The sequence below is a fragment of the Citrobacter sp. Cpo089 genome (genome assembly GCF_030332695.1).
GTDB lineage: Bacteria > Pseudomonadota > Gammaproteobacteria > Enterobacterales > Enterobacteriaceae > Citrobacter > Citrobacter portucalensis.
Genome location: NZ_JAOWHJ010000035.1, coordinates 25,050 through 43,497, shown reverse-complemented (window position 1 = coordinate 43,497; position 18,448 = coordinate 25,050). Strand labels below are relative to the sequence as shown.

The 18,448-nt window shown below is 50.1% G+C and carries 17 protein-coding genes and 1 rRNA gene; 2 read left to right on the top strand and 16 right to left on the bottom strand.

Features of this window, described 5'->3' with window-relative positions; all coding sequences use genetic code 11:
• Positions 1–108 (top strand): 5S ribosomal RNA (rrf, locus tag OGX92_RS05705); the annotation flags it as partial.
• An 87-nt stretch (positions 109–195) separates the two neighbouring features.
• Here rrf and OGX92_RS05700 read toward each other — a convergent pair.
• The 7 genes from OGX92_RS05700 to OGX92_RS05670 all read right to left on the bottom strand — a co-directional run bounded on the left by OGX92_RS05700 (position 196) and on the right by OGX92_RS05670 (position 9,587).
• Positions 196–954 (bottom strand): amino acid ABC transporter ATP-binding protein, encoded by a 759-nt coding sequence (locus OGX92_RS05700; protein WP_126317321.1) that lies wholly within the window; start codon positions 952–954, stop codon positions 196–198.
• Positions 955–961: 7 nt separating this feature from the next.
• Positions 962–2,065: an amino acid ABC transporter permease gene (locus OGX92_RS05695; RefSeq protein ID WP_003828862.1), complete on the bottom strand. Its 1,104-nt coding sequence runs from the start codon at positions 2,063–2,065 to the stop codon at positions 962–964.
• Between the two features lie 9 nt (positions 2,066–2,074).
• Positions 2,075–3,256, bottom strand: a complete 1,182-nt coding sequence (locus tag OGX92_RS05690) for an amino acid ABC transporter permease (protein WP_286586315.1) — start codon at positions 3,254–3,256, stop codon at positions 2,075–2,077.
• Between the two features lie 69 nt (positions 3,257–3,325).
• A complete protein-coding gene (locus OGX92_RS05685) occupies positions 3,326–4,351 on the bottom strand; it encodes an amino acid ABC transporter substrate-binding protein (RefSeq protein ID WP_003828858.1) in 1,026 nt (341 codons plus the stop codon).
• A gap of 458 nt (positions 4,352–4,809) precedes the next feature.
• Positions 4,810–5,031 (bottom strand): lipoprotein, encoded by a 222-nt coding sequence (locus OGX92_RS05680; protein ID WP_003025292.1) that lies wholly within the window; start codon positions 5,029–5,031, stop codon positions 4,810–4,812.
• 270 nt (positions 5,032–5,301) lie between these two features.
• Positions 5,302–8,415 carry an efflux RND transporter permease subunit gene (locus OGX92_RS05675; protein WP_286586314.1) on the bottom strand — a complete coding sequence of 1,038 codons (3,114 nt, stop codon included), beginning with the start codon at positions 8,413–8,415 and terminating at the stop codon, positions 5,302–5,304.
• An 11-nt stretch (positions 8,416–8,426) separates the two neighbouring features.
• A complete protein-coding gene (locus OGX92_RS05670) occupies positions 8,427–9,587 on the bottom strand; it encodes an efflux RND transporter periplasmic adaptor subunit (protein ID WP_008785974.1) in 1,161 nt (386 codons plus the stop codon).
• Between the two features lie 413 nt (positions 9,588–10,000).
• On the opposite strand from OGX92_RS05670, the gene envR reads away from it, so the two are divergent.
• On the top strand, positions 10,001–10,657 hold the full coding sequence (envR, locus tag OGX92_RS05665; RefSeq protein WP_048225757.1) for an acrEF/envCD operon transcriptional regulator: 657 nt from the start codon (positions 10,001–10,003) through the stop codon (positions 10,655–10,657).
• A 46-nt stretch (positions 10,658–10,703) separates the two neighbouring features.
• Here envR and OGX92_RS05660 read toward each other — a convergent pair whose 3' ends face one another.
• From OGX92_RS05660 to accC, 9 genes are all read right to left on the bottom strand, one after another.
• Entirely contained in the window at positions 10,704–10,868 is a 165-nt protein-coding gene (locus tag OGX92_RS05660; protein ID WP_003025279.1) for a DUF2556 family protein, read from the bottom strand.
• A gap of 82 nt (positions 10,869–10,950) precedes the next feature.
• A complete protein-coding gene (gene yhdJ, locus OGX92_RS05655) occupies positions 10,951–11,835 on the bottom strand; it encodes an adenine-specific DNA-methyltransferase (protein ID WP_008785971.1) in 885 nt (294 codons plus the stop codon).
• 88 nt (positions 11,836–11,923) lie between these two features.
• Complete coding sequence (fis, locus tag OGX92_RS05650) at positions 11,924–12,220, bottom strand: DNA-binding transcriptional regulator Fis (RefSeq protein ID WP_000462905.1); 297 nt, start codon at positions 12,218–12,220, stop codon at positions 11,924–11,926.
• A 25-nt stretch (positions 12,221–12,245) separates the two neighbouring features.
• Positions 12,246–13,211 (bottom strand): tRNA dihydrouridine synthase DusB, encoded by a 966-nt coding sequence (gene dusB, locus OGX92_RS05645; RefSeq protein ID WP_286586313.1) that lies wholly within the window; start codon positions 13,209–13,211, stop codon positions 12,246–12,248.
• 298 nt (positions 13,212–13,509) lie between these two features.
• Positions 13,510–14,244, bottom strand: a complete 735-nt coding sequence (locus OGX92_RS05640; RefSeq protein WP_226804259.1) for a carbonic anhydrase — start codon at positions 14,242–14,244, stop codon at positions 13,510–13,512.
• A gap of 170 nt (positions 14,245–14,414) precedes the next feature.
• Positions 14,415–15,296, bottom strand: coding sequence for a 50S ribosomal protein L11 methyltransferase (gene prmA / locus OGX92_RS05635; RefSeq protein ID WP_003025221.1), 882 nt, complete (start codon positions 15,294–15,296; stop codon positions 14,415–14,417).
• 11 nt (positions 15,297–15,307) lie between these two features.
• Positions 15,308–16,759 carry a sodium/pantothenate symporter gene (gene panF / locus OGX92_RS05630; protein ID WP_126317326.1) on the bottom strand — a complete coding sequence of 484 codons (1,452 nt, stop codon included), beginning with the start codon at positions 16,757–16,759 and terminating at the stop codon, positions 15,308–15,310.
• Positions 16,749–16,991 carry a YhdT family protein gene (locus tag OGX92_RS05625; RefSeq protein WP_003828839.1) on the bottom strand — a complete coding sequence of 81 codons (243 nt, stop codon included), beginning with the start codon at positions 16,989–16,991 and terminating at the stop codon, positions 16,749–16,751. Before OGX92_RS05625 ends, panF begins: the two co-directional genes overlap by 11 nt.
• A 107-nt stretch (positions 16,992–17,098) precedes the next feature.
• The gene (gene accC / locus OGX92_RS05620) at positions 17,099–18,448 is read right to left on the bottom strand and encodes an acetyl-CoA carboxylase biotin carboxylase subunit (RefSeq protein WP_003828838.1); all 1,350 of its coding nucleotides are present in this window, start codon (positions 18,446–18,448) and stop codon (positions 17,099–17,101) included.

Below are 18,448 nucleotides of genomic sequence, written 5' to 3'. Positions count from 1 at the left end.
CTGTAGCGCGGTGGTCCCACCTGACCCCATGCCGAACTCAGAAGTGAAACGCCGTAGCGCCGATGGTAGTGTGGGGTCTCTCCATGCGAGAGTAGGGAACTGCCAGACATCAAATAAGTGAAAAGGCCATCCTTTCGGATGGCCTTTTTGCATTTATACGCGAAAATCAGCCGGAACTGTATCCGGCATATATATTTAATGAATAACCTGCGATAAAAACGCGCGAGTGCGTTCCGATTTGGGGTGAGCAAAAAACTCATCCGGTGGTGCCTGTTCCACAATCTCGCCAAGATCCATAAAGATCACCCGGTCAGCTACTGTGCGGGCAAAGCCCATTTCATGGGTTACACATAGCATGGTCATACCCGATTGCGCCAGACCTATCATGGTATCCAGCACTTCTTTTACCATTTCAGGATCCAACGCTGATGTGGGTTCATCAAATAACATGATTTTGGGTTTCATACACAGCGAGCGTGCAATGGCCACGCGCTGTTGTTGTCCACCAGAGATTTGCCCGGGATATTTATGCGCATGTTCGGCAATGCGGACCCGCTCAAGGTAGTGCATTGCCAGTACTTCAGCCTCTTTTTTCGGCATCTTTTGCACCCAGATAGGCGCCAGTGTGCAGTTTTGCAAGACAGTTAAATGAGGAAAGAGATTAAAGTGCTGAAAGACCATGCCGACTTCTTGTCGGACGCGCTCAATATTGCGGATGTCTTCATTGAGTTCAATCCCATCCACCACAATGCGTCCTTGCTGATGTTCTTCAAGATGGTTAATACAGCGGATAGTTGTCGATTTACCCGAACCGGAAGGCCCGCATAATACGATGCGCTCTCCCTGTTTTACCTTTAGGTTGATGTTTTTCAGGACATGAAACTGTCCGTACCATTTGTTGACGTTTTCCAGTGTAATCATCGAGTCGGTAGACGGCATTAATAATTGGCTCATAAATTCCTCAGTGCGGTGTACGCCCGGTGTTAAAACGTTTTTCCAGATGCTGGCTGTAACGCGACATGCTGAAACAGAAGATCCAGTAGATCAGTGCGGCAAAAACATATCCTTCCGTCGACATACCCAGCCACGCAGGGTCCACTGTTGCCTGCTGTACGCTACTGAAGAGATCAAACAGACCGATGATGATGACCAGGCTGGTATCCTTGAACAGAGCGATAATCGTGTTAACCAGGCCAGGGATAACCAGCTTGAGGGCTTGCGGAAGAATGACCAGCCCCTGAGTTCTCCAGTAACCTAGCGCCAGTGATTCCGCGGCTTCATACTGACCTTTTGGTAGGGCCTGTAACCCTCCGCGAACCACTTCTGCGACATAGGCCGACTGGAAAAGAATAACGCCGACCAGCGCCCGGATAAGCTTGTCGATACTGGTTCCTTCGGACATAAACAGAGGAAGCATGACCGAGGACATAAACAGAACGGTAATCAGCGGTACACCGCGCCAGAACTCAATGAAAATGACGGATAAAACCCGCACGACTGGCATATGGGAACGACGTCCCAACGCCAGTAAAATGCCCCATGGAAGCGCGCCTGCAATCCCCACGGATGCAATAATAAGCGTCAGTGTTAATCCGCCCCATTGCCGCGTTTCTACGCGTTCAAGCCCGAAAAAACCACCGTACATCAGCCACCAGACAACAATCGGATAAATGACTGCCCAGATGGCGATATAGCGGCCACGGTGAGGAATGGTTTTCCAGAACATCGGAACAATAGAAACCAGACCAATCATCAGGGCCAGATTTACGCGCCAACGCTGATCGTGGGGATAAAGCCCATACATGAATTGCCCGAAGCGTTCATGAATGAACACCCAGCAGGCTCCCGCTTTGGTGCAGTCTGCCCGGGTAGAGCCGACCCAGTTGGCCTGAAAAAATACCCAGTTCAACAGTGGTGGAAGAAATGACCAAATCAGCCATACGCATAGCAGGGTGAGCAGGCTATTTGACCAACTGGAGAACAGGTTTTTACGCACCCAGAGTAGACTGCGGCTTGCCGGATTGCTGCGCTGGCGCGAGGGGTGAGACAGCAGTGCTTTTGTCATCATGGCTCCTTAGCGCTCAATCAGTGCAATACGGCGGTTATAAATATTCATCAGCAAAGAAATACTCAGACTGATGATCAGGTATACCGACATGGTGATGGCGATCGTTTCAATGGCTTGCCCTGTTTGATTGAGTACCGTGCCGGCAAACAGTGAAACCATGTCCGGGTAGCCAATGGCGGCTGCAAGAGAAGAGTTCTTGACGATATTCAGGTACTGGCTGGTCAGTGGGGGAATGATGACGCGTAGCGCCTGTGGGATGATTACCTGGCGTAGCGTCACCGGATTTGGTAGACCCAGCGAGCGTGCGGCTTCATGTTGGCCGTAAGGAACGGCCTGAATGCCTGCCCTAATAATTTCTGCAATAAATGCCGAGGTATATACCGAAAGCGCCAGAGTTAGTGCCGCCAGTTCAGGAATAAGCACCATACCGCCACTGAAGTTAAAACCACGGAGCGCGGGAATATCCCAGTGAAGCGCAGCGCCAAACATCCACTGTGAAATCACCGGTAAAAGTACGATCAACGCAAGAGCTGTGGGCCAGGTCCGACGTAGCTGACCGGTTTTGATCTGATGCATTCTGTTGAAGCGAAATAATCCGATGGTGACGACGATAGCGATAACAACAGCGGTGCAAAAGGCAAAAAAACCTTCTCCCATTTGCGGGGACGGAATATAGAGCCCCCGGTTACTCAGGAACATCAAATCCAGCGCGTTAACGGCCTGGCGTGGGCCGGGCAGGTTACGTAATACGGCGAAATACCAGAAGAAGATCTGCAGCAGCGGCGGTATATTGCGGAACGTTTCGATGTAGATCGTCGAGAGCTTTCGCAATAACCAGTTATCTGACAGGCGTGCCAGCCCGAGAAAGAAACCGAGAATTGATGCGAAAACAATGCACAGTGCTGAAACTAACAGCGTATTGAGCAGGCCGACCACAAAGACACGACCATACGTATCGCCTTGCTCGTAATCGATCAGATGTTGGACAATGCCAAATCCGGCGCTGCGATCGAGAAAAGAAAACCCCGAGGTAATACCGCTATTGTTCAGGTTATTTATCGTGTTATGAATGAGATAGACCGCAATGCTGATAACCGCAATGACGGCGAGTATTTGAAATAACCAGGCGCGGACCGCAGGGTTAGAAAAGGATAATGATCCTTTTACGGTTGAGCGGCGATGGAACATAAGAAAACCTCAGTAACTATGACTCTGGGCTGAGCGCCGCAGTTGCGGCGCCCGTTACATCACTACGCATTAGCGCACCGGTGGCGCATATTGAATGCCACCGTTATTCCAGAGGTTGTTCTGTCCACGTTTGATCTTCAGCGGACTTTCCGATCCAACGTTACGTTCAAAGATCTCCGAATAGTTACCAACTTGCTTGATAATGTTGTAGGCCCATTTGTTATCAAGCTTCAGATCCTTGCCATAATCCCCTTCTTTACCCAACAGGTGTGCCATATCCGGTGTTGCTGGATTAGCCGCTTTTTCATCGACGTTTTTCGAGTTAACACCCATTTCTTCCGCATTTAGCATGGCGAACAGCGTCCAGCGAACAATGGAGAACCACTCATCGTCCCCACGACGTACGACAGGTCCCAGAGGTTCTTTAGAAATAACTTCTGGCAGGACGATCCATTCCGCAGGATTGCTCAGCTTGATGCGTAGGGCATACAGCTGAGACTGGTCGGAAGCCAGCGTATCGCAACGTCCAGATTCCAGAGCTTTGGCTGATTCATCCGAACGGTCAAAGGTGACGGGGGTGTACTTCATCTTGTTGGCTTTAAAGTAGTCGGCCACGTTTAGTTCGGTATCGGTTCCCGCCTGAATACAGACCGTTGCACCATCCAGCTCTTTAGCGCTCTTCAGGCCTGCTTTATTGTGGGTAAGAAAACCAATGCCGTCGTAATACGTTACACCAGTGAAGGACATGCCCATACCGGCATCACGAGAAGAGGTCCACGTGGTATTACGAGAGAGCAAGTCGACTTCACCAGACTGTAATGCGGTAAAGCGTTCCTTGGCGGTGAGCGGGGTATATTTTACTTTGCTATCATCGCCAAATACGGCGGAGGCAACGCCACGACATACATCAACATCAATACCCGAGAACTTGCCGCTTGCATCGGCGTAAGAAAAGCCAGGCAAGCCGTCGCTGATCCCACATTGCACAAACCCTTTTTTCTTTACGGCATCAAGTGTTGCGCCGGCATGTGCCTGATTTGCAACAGCAAGCAGCACACCGGCCGCAGCCAGGCTGGCGATTATCATCTTTTTCATAGAGCATCCTGTGTGGAGGAATTATTGTTATGGAAACGTTCTGAAAACGTCTTTTACCTGTCAGTGGCTTTGGCCATACTCTTTTAAGCAAAGGTAGTGCCAGTTTTTTGCGCCTGATTATTCGACGCAATATGCAGAGTGTAGACAGGAAAAAATAAATGCAGCGCCCTGAAGTGGTGCAAAATTGAAACGTAAGCCACATTTCGGCGCAAAAAATTTAAAAATCAGACAGGACGCGTGATAACGATTTCTGGCGTTAATATTAATGTCGTGAGAATAATGAAAAAAATGTGGTGTTACGAAAAACAGAAAAAATGCTAATTTCAAATCGCGGATGTGTGAGTGAAATCTATAATAATTTTATTACATGTCAGGTTCTATTAAGCAACGTTTTGTCTTATATGTAGATTTTATGCTTGTTGCTAAAAGCGCGGTAATAACCGCGCTTTTAAGATGATTTATTTGGTCAGGGCGACAATCCCAAGCGTCAGTCCGGCAACGGCTGCAGCACCACCGGCGATGGCTCCGGCTGTTTCCCAGTTATCCTGGGTGGTGCCTTTCATACAGGTATTGGTATGAACCAGGCGCCCCTGATCGTCGTATACAGGTACGCAAGGAGAATCGTGTGCACAGCCAGCCAGGAATGCGGTAAGCAATGCAACGGATATTAATCTTTTCATGGTGTTACCTCAAAATAAGCGTTTCGCTAATTAAGCAAAGACAAACGCTAAGCCATCTGCGAACTCGGTGATTATTTTACCACTTCTTAAAAAAGGACTGACATGAGGAATAATCTCAATTCATGTGGATTGTAAAAATAATGGATAAAAAGAAAGGTTGCAGGCGAATTTAGAGGGATAGTTTAAATGAAATAAATGGCTATCTTACTAATAAATAAAGAGGAGCATCGTTGGTGAAAAAGGCGTCCGTAGACGCCTTTATTTTACAAATTAATCGTTGTGCCGACTAAAACGCCGTCTTACGACAACAAAGAAGACGGGGACGAAGAAGATAGCCAACAATGTTGCGGTCAGCATTCCTCCCATAACACCTGTACCGACCGCATTCTGTGCACCACTACCTGCACCGTGACTGATAACCAGAGGCATAACCCCCAGAATAAAGGCCAGGGATGTCATCAGGATAGGACGAAGACGCATGCGCGATGCCTCCAGCGTCGCTTCAATCAACCCCTTGCCTTCTTTATCCATTAGGTCTTTGGCAAACTCGACGATCAGGATGGCGTTCTTAGCCGAGAGGCCGATTGTGGTTAGTAAGCCAACCTGGAAATACACATCGTTATTCATCCCACGTAGTGATGCTGCTAACAATGCTCCCACAACACCGAGCGGTACAACCAGCATCACCGAGAAAGGAATAGACCAGCTTTCATACAATGCGGCAAGGCAAAGGAAAACAACGATTAGCGAGATGGCATACAGCGCAGGAGCCTGGTTACCCGACAGTCGTTCCTGATAGGACATCCCCGTCCAGTCATGACCAATACCGTTTGGCAGTTTTTCCGCCAGGCTTTCCATTAGCGCCATTGCTTCACCGGTACTTCTGCCAGGCGCTGCTTCTCCCAGCAGTTCCATAGAAGGCATACCGTTATAGCGCTCCAGGCGCGGTGAGCCGTAGATCCAGTGTGCGGAACTGAACGTGGAGAATGGAACCATTTCGCCATTGGCGCTACGAACATAAAGATTATTGATGTCCTCCGGTAACATACGGAACTTGGCATCGGCTTGTACGTACACTTTTTTCACGCGGCCACGGTCAATGAAGTCATTGACGTAATAGCCGCCCAGCGCAGCTGAGATGGTTTCGTTGATATCAGACAGTGAGACACCAAGCGCTTGCGCTTTCTCCTGATCGACATCCAGCTTGAACTGTGCGGTATCCTCGAGCCCGTTTGGACGCACACGAACCAACAGGTCAGGGTGTTTGGCAACCATGCCCAGCAGTTGGTTACGTGCCTGGGTTAGCGCAGCATGTCCCAACCCGCCCTGGTCAATCAGCTCGAAGTCGAAGCCCGTTGCGGTACCCAGTTCAACGATGGCTGGCATGTTGAAAGGGAACACCAGACCATCACGAATCTGACTAAACGCTCGGGTAGCGCGGGCGATAATTGATTCAACGTTATTTTCGTTACCGCTACGTTCTTCCCAGGGCTTGAGGCTGATGAACGCCATCCCTGAGTTTTGCCCCTGGCCGCTGAAGCTAAAGCCGTTAACCGTAAAGACGCTTTCAACGTTGGCTTTTTCATTGTTCAGGTAGTAGTGGGTGACCTGATCCAGCACCTTCTGGGTGCGTTCTTGCGTGGCGCCTGCAGGAAGTTGAATCATCGTCAGGAAGACGCCCTGATCTTCCTCTGGCAGGAAGGATGTTGGCAGGCGCATAAACAGCACCGCCATCCCGATGACGATTATCAGGTAGACGACCAGGTAACGCCCAGTTTTACGCACAATACCGCTGACGCTATTGGTGTAGTGATTGACGCTGTGATCGAATTTGGCATTGAACCAGCCAAAGAAACCGCTTCTTTTCTCGTGATGTTCAGCTGATACGGGCTTCAGCAGCGTTGCACAAAGTGCGGGAGTCAGGATCAGCGCGACCAGTACTGAAAGCGCCATGGCGGAAACGATGGTGATGGAAAACTGCCGATAGATAGCCCCGGTTGAACCGCCAAAGAAGGCCATCGGGATAAATACCGCAGACAGCACCATAGCAATACCAACCAGTGCTCCCTGTATTTGTGACATGGATTTTTCCGTCGCCTCTTTGGGCGGCAGATGATCCTCCATCATCACGCGTTCCACGTTTTCTACCACCACTATCGCATCATCGACCAATAGACCGATGGCGAGCACCATGCCGAACATCGTCAGGGTGTTTATTGAGTAGCCAAACGCAGCAAGCACGGCAAATGTGCCCAACAATACGACAGGTACGGCGATGGTCGGAATGAGCGTTGCCCGGATGTTTTGCAGGAACAAATACATGACCAGGAACACCAGCACGATCGCTTCAAACAGCGTTTTTACCACTTCATGAATGGAGATGGTCACAAATGGCGTCGTGTCGTACGGGTAGACCACCTTCATTCCCTGCGGGAAGAATGGTTGCAGTTCAACCAGCTTGGCTTTAATAGCGTTCGCGGTATCCAGCGCGTTTGCCCCGGTTGCCAGCTTGATCCCAAGGCCGGATGCAGGCTTACCGTTAATACGCGCCACGACGTTGTAGTTTTCCCCGCCCAACTCGATACGCGCGACGTCTTTCAGGTGAACAACCGAACCATCGCTGTTCACGCGTAAAGTCACTTTGCCGAACTCTTCAGGGTCTTTCAATCGCGTTTGCGCAATGATAGAAGCGTTCAGCTGCTGGTTAGGTAATGCAGGCGTCCCCCCTAACTGACCTGCGGCAATCTGATCGTTCTGTACCTTCAACTGATTGATCACATCAACCGGCGTGAGCTGATATTTATTCAATAAGTTTGCATCCAGCCAGATGCGCATGGCGTACTGTGCACCAAACAGCTGCACGTCACCCACGCCATTCAGACGGCTGATTGAGTCTTTAACGTTCGAGGCGACGTAATCGGAAATGTCATCCTGTGTGGTTTGTGGGTTGTCAGAAACAAAACCCGCGACCATCAAAAAGCTGCTGCTGGATTTCTCGACGCTGATCCCTTGCTGCTGAACTTCTTGCGGCAGTAGCGGAGTGGCGAGCTGCAGTTTATTTTGCACCTGCACTTGCGCGATATCGGGATCGGTACCGGACTGGAAAGTCAGCGTAATAGTCACACTCCCGGCTGAGTCGCTGGTGGAGGACATATACATCAGGTTATCGATACCATTCATATTCTGTTCGATAACCTGTGTGACTGTATCCTGAACCGTCTGTGCATCCGCACCAGGGTAGGTGGCAGAAATAGCGACCGCAGGAGGCGCAATGGTCGGGTACTGTGCCACGGGCAGTTGCATGATTGCCAGAGCACCCGCCATCATCAGAATGATAGCCAATACCCAGGCAAAGATAGGACGCCTGATAAAAAAGTTAGCCATGTCCGGTTACCTTATTGGGCTTTCGTGGCAGGGGTTTCGGTATCGGCGGTTGCTTTAACCTGAACGCCTGGACGTGCTTTCTGTAAGCCGCTCACGATAACTTTGTCACCCGGTTGCAGGCCTTCGCTAATGAGCCACTTGTCACCAATAGCTTGTGCGGCAACGACTGCGCGAGACTCAACCTGACTCTTGTCGTTAACGACCATTACGGTGGCATCGCCGCGAGGCGTACGCGTTACCCCCTGCTGCGGAACGAGAATGGCATTCGGCTGGACGCCTTCATCAATGCGTGCGCGCACAAACATGCCCGGCAACAGCGTGTGCTGCGGGTTAGGGAACACGGCTCTGAGGGTGATTGATCCGGTGCTTTCATCAACCGTCACATCAGAAAACTGCAAAGAGCCTTTTAGCGGGTATGACTGACCATTTTCCATCACCAGTTCGACAGTACTGCTGGCGCTGTCTTTATGCAGACTCCCTTGTTCAACGGACTGTTTGAGGCGCATAAAGTCGTTACTGGACTGTGTCACGTCGACGTAAATGGGATCGAGCTGTTGAACGGTAGCAAGCTCAGTAGCCTGGCCATTCGTGACTAATGCACCTTCGGTGACGTTAGATTTACCGATGCGTCCGCTAATTGGCGATGTCACTTTGGTGTAGGCCAGATTGATACGCGCGCTTTCGACCGCCGCTTTTGCCGCGATCACGGAGGCATCGGCCTGACGAGCATCAGCAATTGCCTGATCGTACTCTTGCTGGCTGATGTACTTGGTGCCAACCAACGGCACATAGCGTTTCACCGTTAAATGCGCGATTGCAGCCGCCGCTTCACTCTTCGCCAGTTCACCTTTGGCGCTGTCATAGTCAGCCTGATAAGTCGCGGGATCGATCTGATAAAGTGACTGTCCGGCTTCAATATCGCTTCCCTCAGTGAAATTCCGTTTAAGCACTATCCCGCTGACCTGGGGACGAACTTCTGCAATTCGAAATGCCGTTGTGCGCCCGGGTAATTCGGTCGTTACGGCTAAAGGAGCCTTTTCGACGACATGGACAGTCACCTGCGGTTCTGCGGGATGAGCTTGTGTTTCTCCCTGATCGTTACAACCGGCGAGTAATGCTGCGGAGACGATGATGAATGAGGGCAGGAGTGAAAACCTGGCATTTTTCGTCATTTCTATTCCTTAAAAAACCGAACGCTCGTTATTAACCGGGTAACGCAGGGGGCGATAACGCGCACAAGAAAAATAATAGTTGGCTATCCTACAAATTATTAGCTTGCGATGTAAGCAATACTTATTTATAGGCACGATACACGGCACGTAAAAGCAAAAAAAGATTAATCGACAGCTGTTTCATTGTGGTGTTAATAGCAATACTATGATTCGCATAAACACAAGTTGAAATAAACATTTGGTTTGTGAATATATTGTTTATTGGTATTCGTTTTGTTTATTCGTGTGCAAAGTCCGTAATAATATTTTTTAGAACTCGTTTAAATAAATGCTAAGTGATACATTTGTTCCGTGTCGCAAATATTAGATAAGAAAGTTAATCATTCTCTACTCTACCTCAGACAGTCGGAACCATGGCCAGAAAAACGAAAGCTGATGCCCTCAAAACGCGGCAGCACCTGATAGAAACGGCGATTGTACAGTTTGCCGCACGTGGCGTAAGCAATACGACGCTAAACGACATTGCGGATGCCGCCAGCGTGACGCGTGGCGCGCTCTATTGGCATTTCGAAAATAAAACTCAACTGTTTAATGAGCTATGGTTACAACAACCACCTTTACGCGATCTGATTCAGGACAAGCTAATTGGTCGTTGGGGGGATAACCCTTTACAGCGATTGCGAGAAAAGTTTGTGGTGGGATTACAATATATTGCAGAGAACCCTCGTCAGCAGGCATTAATGCAGATTTTATATCATAAGTGTGAATTTCATAACGATATGATATCTGAGCAGGCTATTCGCGATAAAATAGGTATCAGTCATCAAAGCATTCGTGATTCCCTGCAAAAGTGTGTAGATGACAATCTGATTGCCACCACTCTTGATTTAGATGTCATCATCATTATTCTGCACGGTAGTTTTAGCGGAATTATAAAAAACTGGTTAATGAATCCAGTGAGTTATGATCTATATGGGCAAGCTCCAGTATTAGTTGATAATGTACTAAAAATGTTAAGCCCAGACGGTAGCGTCATGCAATTAATGCAGAGTGAAAACCAGGTCGGATAGTTTTTACCGCCAGAGGCTGACGGCTGTCGAAGCATTACCTGAGGTGCTATTCGAGGTCGACGCAGTTGACCAGCTTAAGGGGATTCACTGAGTTCATATTCCGGCACTTGTCGTGCTCTGTTGTCATCAGCTCTATCCATTGGATGAGCAGCGCATCAAAAAGAAAAACGAAGACCGCAAAAACAACCAGCCACCAATACTTGCGAATCATTCCTAAACCCTGTGTATTCATGCCCAAGCGTGCAGGGAATATACACGAAATTTTTAAGCTGAAAAGCAGACTTACAATGCCTTTACTTTGTTGAAAGATCGCCACTCTTTGCCGTCAATCGACTCTTTTTAGACAGGTTTTTTGTCTTACGTTTTTTCACCTTGGCAAGCTCAATTTCTGAAAAATGAGAACCGATACTCAGTCTTCTGAGCCCCATTTTTACGTATTCAGTATTGATCTCAATCCCGACAAACTTGCGACCCAATTCCACGGCGGTAGCACCGGTGGTGAAGCTGCCGGCGAACGGATCGAGTACCTTGTCATCTGGGTTCGAGGACGCCAGAATTATACGCTCCAGGAGGGCTTTGGGTTTCTGGGTGGGGTGGTTTTCGTATTCGTCCATCAGATAGCGTACGCGTGGGAACTCCCAGACATTGCCCGGCACTTTTTTCTGATTGTATGGCTGCGGCGGGTTTTTTCTGTAGTCTATTAGCGCGCGTTTAGCGCCAGTTTTGGCTTCAACCAGAATATCGTCACGATTAAATGTGTAGTTTTTCTGATCTTTTACCATCATCAGGATCGGTTCATACATCGAACCAAAGTAATTTTTGGCTTGTACCCCTGAGCTATCGTATGACCACACGATACGACTCTTGATGGTAAAAAGCGGGCGGCATTTGAGGTCGATGTACGGCATGTTCTCCGTACTGTTCATGATGTACATGGTGCCGTGTGGTTTGAGGATGCGATGGCACTCGTCGATGCACTCAAACAACCACGCCAGAAAGGCCTCTTCGTCCCAGGATTCCACCATCCCGTCAAAGTCTTTCCCGATGTTATAAGGAGGGTCAGCAAAAATGAGTTCGACACTTTCAGACGGCAGTTTTTTCAGTTCAGTTAGCGCGTCACCCAGGATTATCTTTTTAGATTCATCGCCAAAATAGACAGGTTCACATCTCGCGTTCATCGCCAAAGCCTCCCGTGTGACGTCAATAAAAAAGGCGCTTCCCCATGCCGAGTAGCGCCTTTTAAAACAAACATTTAACTGATTAGTATCAGTTCATGCCGTATTTTTTCAGTTTTTTACGCAGCGTACCACGGTTGATGCCCATCATCAGGGCAGCACGGGTCTGGTTACCGCGGGTGTATTGCATCACCATGTCCAACAGGGGCTGTTCTACTTCAGCCAGTACCAGCTCATAGAGATCATTCACATCCTGACCATTCAATTGAGCAAAATAGTTCTTCAGTGCCTGTTTAACCGAGTCACGCAGGGGCTTTTGAGTTACCTGGTCCTGAGAGTTAACGGTAGAAACGGTCAGTACGTCAGAATTTACGCGTTGTTCGAACATAGTTCTGTCAGCTCTTTATTTCTGTTTACGCAAAATTTTCGAAGTATGCCTCCAACGCCGCCAGCTGTTCGCTGGAATCTTCAATGGCGTTGAATGTGCGCCGAAACTGGTCATCCGGAGCGTGTTCCTGGAGATACCAGGATACGTGTTTACGCGCAATTCGGTACCCTTTTGCCTGACCATAAAAGTCGTGCAGTTCCCGAATGTGCGCACAAAGCAAGCGCTTCACCTCTGCCATAGGCAGCGGGGGCAGCAGCTCCCCAGTGTCCAGATAATGCTGGATTTCCCGAAAGATCCAGGGTCTTCCCTGAGCTGCACGTCCTATCATCAGGGCATCCGCCCCCGTATAGTCGAGTACAGCTCTGGCTTTATGCGGGTCAGTAATGTCGCCATTCGCGATAATCGGAATGGAAACTTTCTGCTTAACTGCCCGAATACTGTCGTACTCAGCATCTCCATTGAACAAACAGGCGCGGGTGCGTCCATGAATGGTCAGAGCCTGAATGCCACAGTCTTCAGCCAGTTGGGCAATCTCTACGCAGTTACGGTGTTCCGGAGCCCAGCCGGTGCGAATCTTGAGTGTGACAGGAACGTCCACTGCATTGACGACCTCGGTTAGTATTGATTTCACTAAATCCGGGTGCTGCAAGAGGGCTGAACCTGCAAGCTTGCGATTCACTTTTTTAGCCGGACACCCCATATTGATATCAATAATTTGGGCGCCGCTTTCCACGTTAATACGTGCGGCATCGGCCATCTCAACAGGGTCACTACCGGCAATTTGCACCGTGCGAATTCCTGGCTCATCAACGTGCACCATCCGTAAACGAGACTTGTCACTTTCCCAAACCTGCGGGTTAGAAGACATCATCTCGGATACTGTCAATCCTGCTCCCATCTCATAGCACAGCGTCCTGAATGGTCTGTCAGTGATGCCAGCCATAGGTGCTGCGATCAGGCGATTTCTGAGCTGGTATTGTCCGATGCGCATGAGTTAAGAAATGACCATACTGTGACTGCAAGGCGGCGTATATTACGCATTTTTCGCACGAGATGAAAGGCCAAACTTTGACCAATCCACTGAGGTGGATCAATGAATTGCCGTAAATGTGAACGCATGAAAATATTTAATCATATAAATCATCGCATTATAAAAATGTGTCGATTTTATATACACATATAATTTTGCGTAACTTCTCATTTTTTCTTCAGCTGCAGACGGTACTGACAAGATATTCTGCTGAATTAATCGGCAAATTACCTCGTCATTGTGTGATCGCTACCTCATTTTAGTACAGGATCTCGGTATCCCCAGAATAGCTGTCCGTAATCTTGCGTTCATTCAACGGCTGCAGCGGGCGATTGTTTGCTGGCCCAACAATGTAGTGAAATTTATCCAACTGTTCGGCAGAAAGAGCAACAGGCGTTTTCAGGACAGACCAGGTGACGCCTTCGGTGCAGGGAGGTGTTGTTAACGAACCACGGTAGCGCCAGTAGGTTTTATTGTCGGGTAAAAGCTGGTGGATATCGACCGGCGAGAAGATGTCCATGCTGCTGTCCTCCATGGTTGGAAAGGACTCCCACAAATTTTGAATCGCCTGGTTCTGTTCACCCACGTCAAACATAACCGCCACAATAGCAATGTCTCCGGATTGATTTTTGTGGAGCAACTGCATCTCCAGCGGATAGGTTTTACCGTTGAGGGTATGTTCACTCGGGGCGTGAAAATCAAATTGTTTTAAATAATAAAGCGTTTCATCAATTTCAATAGAATTAGATGCGTAACTACTCATCGTTGCTTGCAACGTATGGTTAATGCTCCGAAATCTAGTTGGGCCATCGACGTACTGCATGTTTAGCGCGGGGAGACCGAGTTTACTGGTTGTGGTGGTCTGGATGTCTATGGGGGATTGGTTTATGCCTGTCTGGCACGTTGCATACGCTTTGCTGATTTCTCCCCATCGTGCGGGGCCGTTTTCTTCGGTATATCCCCATGGTACGGCCAGCGTGGTCAGTGGCATCATGCATGCTGCCAGCAAAGTTGTTGTAAAACAGTTGAAACGCATACGTTTACTCAACGAAACTCAATATAAAAAATAACAAAATCAATTGATTATTATATCGCTGAGGAAAGTGTCGGTATGCTGGTCAATTGTCTGAAAATGGCGTGGTCAGATCACCACGCCGGAAGGGATTATTTTTTCTGGCCGGTAATACGACACCACTCTTCTTTCTCGATAACCGGATCGAGCGTAAAGAGATCGGCATAGGCTTCACAGACGCTTTCCGCCTGGCTGGCAAGAATACCAGAAAGCCCAAGCAAACCGCCCTCAACGGGCAGTACGCTGATTAACGGAGCCAGTTCACGTAATGGGCCAGCAAGGATGTTGGCGACCACCACGTCGGCTTTCATCGCCTCTGGCTGGTCTTTCGGCAGATAAAGCTCCAGACGCTCAGAAACACCATTACGCTGGGCGTTATCACGGCTGGCCTGAATCGCCTGCGGGTCGATATCCACGCCAATGGCTTTCGCCGCACCCAGCTTCAGTGCCGCAATGGCAAGAATGCCGGAGCCGCAGCCAAAGTCGATAACCGTTTTACCGTTAAGATCAAGACCGTCCAGCCATTGCAGGCACAGAGAGGTAGTGGGGTGCGTGCCTGTGCCAAATGCCAGACCCGGGTCCAGCATCACGTTGACAGCATTCTCATCCGGGACATCGCGCCAGCTTGGGCAAATCCACAGACGTTCACCAAAGCGCATCGGGTGGAAGTTATCCATCCATTCGCGTTCCCAGTCTTTGTCTTCGAGCTGTTCGATTTTATGCGCGAAGCCTTCACCCAGCAGCGGATGCTGTTCCAGGATGGCAACCACTTCTTTCATGTCGGTTTCTGCATCGAACAAGCCGATAACGTCGGTATCACCCCACAGGCGAGTCTCGCCCGGCAGAGGTTCAAACACCGGCGTATCATGCGTATCCTGGAAAGTAATGGAAACGGAGCCCGCTTCCATCAGCGCATCGCTCAACTCTTCAGCGTTGGCACCGGTCGTGTTCAGTTTCAGTTGGATCCATGGCATGGCAAAACTCTTTATTTATCAGTAGTCAATATGGCGGCTTGCGGGACGGCGGAACCGAAACGGTTGCCTATCAGGAAAGCTAGCAAGCTTATCAGTAACGAGGGCACGATTGGGTGGAAGCCCAGGAACTGAACGTTAAAGGTGGCGAGTAGAGCATAAAGCACGCCGCCGACAATCATCGCGCTCAATGCGCCTGACGCGTTTGCCCGCTCCCAATAGAGGCCCAGCACCAGAGGCCACAGGAAGACGGCTTCCAGCCCGCCAAACGCCAGCAGATTCAGCCAGATAATCATCTCTGGCGGTTTCCAGGCGGCCAGCAACAGTAACGCGCCCAACAGCAGGGTAATCACTGCCGACATGCGTTTCAGCCGGGTTTCGTTTTCCAGCTGTTCCGGGCGAAGGTTCAGGTACAGATCCTTAATGATCGTAGCGGAACTTTGCAGCAATTGGGCATTGATCGTCGACATAATCGCAGCCATAGGTGCGGCGAGGAAAATCCCGGCAGCGACTGGCGGCAGGACTTTGACCATCAGCGTAGGGATAACCAGATCCGGTACCGTCAGGTCAGGGATGACCGCCCGTCCCAGGGCACCTGCCAGATGCATACCAAACATCAGGATCGCCACTACGATGGTGCCGATGATAATGCCGCGGTGTACCGCTTTACTGTCTTTATAAGAGATGCAGCGCACCGCGGTATGCGGTAGGCCAATCACGCCAAAGCATACTAACACCCAGAATGAGGTCATAAACGTGGGTGACAAAATGTCATCAGCGCCCTGCGGCGAGACCAGTTTAGGGTCGATAGTCTGCAGGGTTACCACCGCATTGCTAAGGCCACCGGCAGCATGAACGACGCCGACCAGCAAAACGATAGTACCAATCAGCATCACCATGCCCTGCATGGTGTCGTTCAGTACACTGGCGCGAAAGCCGCCGAACGCCGTATATAACGCGATGCTGACGCCAAAAATCAGCAGACCGGTTTCGTAGGGGATACCCGCTGCGGTTTCCAGCAAACGTGCGCCGCCAATAAACTGTACGGTCATTGCCCCGACAAACGCGACCAACAGGCTGAGGCTTGCCAGCCATACCAGCAGGCGGCTCTGGTAGCGCGCAAATAGCATATCGTTGAGGGTAACAGCATTATAACGGCGTGCCAGAATCGCGAACTTCTTGCCGAGAATACCCAGCGACAGCCAGACGGCAGGCAACTGGATCATCGCCAGCAGCACCCATCCCAGTCCGTATTTGTAAGCGGCACCAGGACCGCCAATAAACGAGCTGGCGCTAATGTAGGTTGCCGTTAGCGTCATCGCTAACACGACCCCGCCCATGGAGCGGCTGCCAAGGAAATATTCATTCAGGAAGGTACCGGTAACTCTCTTACGCATGGCATAAACTGAGAGACCGAATACCACCAGAAGATAGGCGACCAGCGGTAAAATAACTTCAAGCTGCATCGTCATCCTCCAACGGAATGTCGCGATAGATAAACTTTACCATCGCCCAGCACAGCACGATAAAAACCAGCGGCGTTAACAGGCAGGCCATTTCGAACCAGTGCGGTAAGCCGGTAAAACCCAGCGTTGAATCAGGTAAGTAAGCGGCCACTAACCATGTGACCAGATATAGAAGGGTTAGCCACAGCGCCCAGCGCGCCTCTTTATGGGCCTGAACAAAACGAGCGTCCATTTTTTGTCCCTTGTGGATAAAGAAAGCGGGGATTGTACCTTATGGCACGTGCGGGAGGGGAGAAAAACAAAAGGCCGGAATTTCCGGCCTTTTCGGTTAACGCACGCTTACTTTTCCTGAAGTCCGAGTTTTTTCTCCAGGTAGTGGATATTGGTTCCACCGTGCTGGAAGTGCTCGTCATTCATGATACGGATCTGCAGGTCAACGTTGGTTTTGATACCGTCGATGATCAGTTCCTGCAATGCGTTTTTCATACGGGCGATAGCGACGTCGCGGTTTTCGCCATAGCAGATCAGCTTACCGATCATTGAGTCATAGTACGGAGGTACGGTGTAGCCTGCGTAAATATGAGACTCCCAACGCACACCAAAGCCACCCGGCGCGTGGAAACGCGTGATTTTACCCGGGCTTGGCAGGAAGGTGTTCGGGTCTTCGGCGTTGATACGGCATTCAACCGCATGGCCTTTAACCACAACTTCGTCCTGCTTGATGGACAGCGGTTGGCCCGCTGCGATGCGCAGCTGCTCTTTGATCAGGTCAACGCCGGTGATCATTTCGGTTACCGGGTGTTCAACCTGAATACGGGTGTTCATCTCAATGAAGTAGAACTCGCCGTTTTCGAACAGGAATTCGAAAGTACCCGCCCCGCGATAGCCGATATCAACACAGGCTTTGGCGCAACGCTCGCCGATGTAGCGACGCAGTTCCGGGGTAATGCCCGGCGCTGGTGCTTCTTCGACAACTTTCTGGTGACGACGCTGCATGGAGCAGTCACGTTCTGCCAGATAAATCGCGTTACCCTGACCGTCAGCCAGCACCTGAATTTCAATGTGGCGTGGGTTTTCCAGGTATTTCTCCATGTAGACCATATCGTTATTGAAAGCGGCTTTCGCTTCCGCTTTGGTCATGGAGATGGATTGTGCCAGTTCGGCATCGCTGCGCACGACGCGCATACCGCGACCGCCGCCGCCGCCGGAGGCTTTGATGATAACCGGGTAGCCGATGCGTTTAGCATGAGCGCGGTTAGCGTCCATGTCATCGCCCAGCGGGCCGTCAGAGCCTGGGACTGTCGGTACGCCCGCTTTCTTCATCGCGGTGATTGCAGACACTTTGTCGCCCATCAGGCGGATGGTGTCGGCTTTCGGGCCGATGAAGATAAAGCCAGAACGCTCTACCTGCTCAGCAAAGTTGGCGTTCTCAGAGAGGAAGCCATAGCCCGGGTGAATTGCCACCGCGCCGGTGATTTCAGCGGCGCTGATGATAGCCGGGATGTTCAGATAGCTTTTTACGGACGGAGCCGGGCCGATACAGACCGTCTCATCCGCCAGCAATACGTGTTTTAAATCGCGATCCGCACTTGAATGCACAGCGACAGTCTTGATGCCCAGTTCTTTACAGGCACGAAGAATACGCAGGGCAATCTCGCCGCGGTTGGCGATAACAATTTTATCCAACAT

Bases quoted from the DNA above. Each gene is read 5' to 3' on its own strand.
- OGX92_RS05690 (WP_286586315.1), bottom strand. From the start codon at position 3,256: ATGTTCCATCGCCGCTCAACCGTAAAAGGATCATTATCCTTTTCTAAC.
- envR (WP_048225757.1), top strand. From the start codon at position 10,001: ATGGCCAGAAAAACGAAAGCTGATGCCCTCAAAACGCGGCAGCACCTG.
- OGX92_RS05625 (WP_003828839.1), bottom strand. From the start codon at position 16,991: ATGGACGCTCGTTTTGTTCAGGCCCATAAAGAGGCGCGCTGGGCGCTG.
- panF (WP_126317326.1), bottom strand. From the start codon at position 16,759: ATGCAGCTTGAAGTTATTTTACCGCTGGTCGCCTATCTTCTGGTGGTA.
- OGX92_RS05670 (WP_008785974.1), bottom strand. From the start codon at position 9,587: ATGACGAAAAATGCCAGGTTTTCACTCCTGCCCTCATTCATCATCGTC.
- OGX92_RS05680 (WP_003025292.1), bottom strand. From the start codon at position 5,031: ATGAAAAGATTAATATCCGTTGCATTGCTTACCGCATTCCTGGCTGGC.
- accC (WP_003828838.1), bottom strand. From the start codon at position 18,448: ATGTTGGATAAAATTGTTATCGCCAACCGCGGCGAGATTGCCCTGCGT.
- yhdJ (WP_008785971.1), bottom strand. From the start codon at position 11,835: ATGAACGCGAGATGTGAACCTGTCTATTTTGGCGATGAATCTAAAAAG.
- OGX92_RS05685 (WP_003828858.1), bottom strand. From the start codon at position 4,351: ATGAAAAAGATGATAATCGCCAGCCTGGCTGCGGCCGGTGTGCTGCTT.
- OGX92_RS05640 (WP_226804259.1), bottom strand. From the start codon at position 14,244: ATGATGCCACTGACCACGCTGGCCGTACCATGGGGATATACCGAAGAA.
- dusB (WP_286586313.1), bottom strand. From the start codon at position 13,211: ATGCGCATCGGACAATACCAGCTCAGAAATCGCCTGATCGCAGCACCT.
- OGX92_RS05695 (WP_003828862.1), bottom strand. From the start codon at position 2,065: ATGACAAAAGCACTGCTGTCTCACCCCTCGCGCCAGCGCAGCAATCCG.
- prmA (WP_003025221.1), bottom strand. From the start codon at position 15,296: ATGCCATGGATCCAACTGAAACTGAACACGACCGGTGCCAACGCTGAA.
- OGX92_RS05660 (WP_003025279.1), bottom strand. From the start codon at position 10,868: ATGATTCGCAAGTATTGGTGGCTGGTTGTTTTTGCGGTCTTCGTTTTT.
- fis (WP_000462905.1), bottom strand. From the start codon at position 12,220: ATGTTCGAACAACGCGTAAATTCTGACGTACTGACCGTTTCTACCGTT.
- OGX92_RS05675 (WP_286586314.1), bottom strand. From the start codon at position 8,415: ATGGCTAACTTTTTTATCAGGCGTCCTATCTTTGCCTGGGTATTGGCT.
- OGX92_RS05700 (WP_126317321.1), bottom strand. From the start codon at position 954: ATGAGCCAATTATTAATGCCGTCTACCGACTCGATGATTACACTGGAA.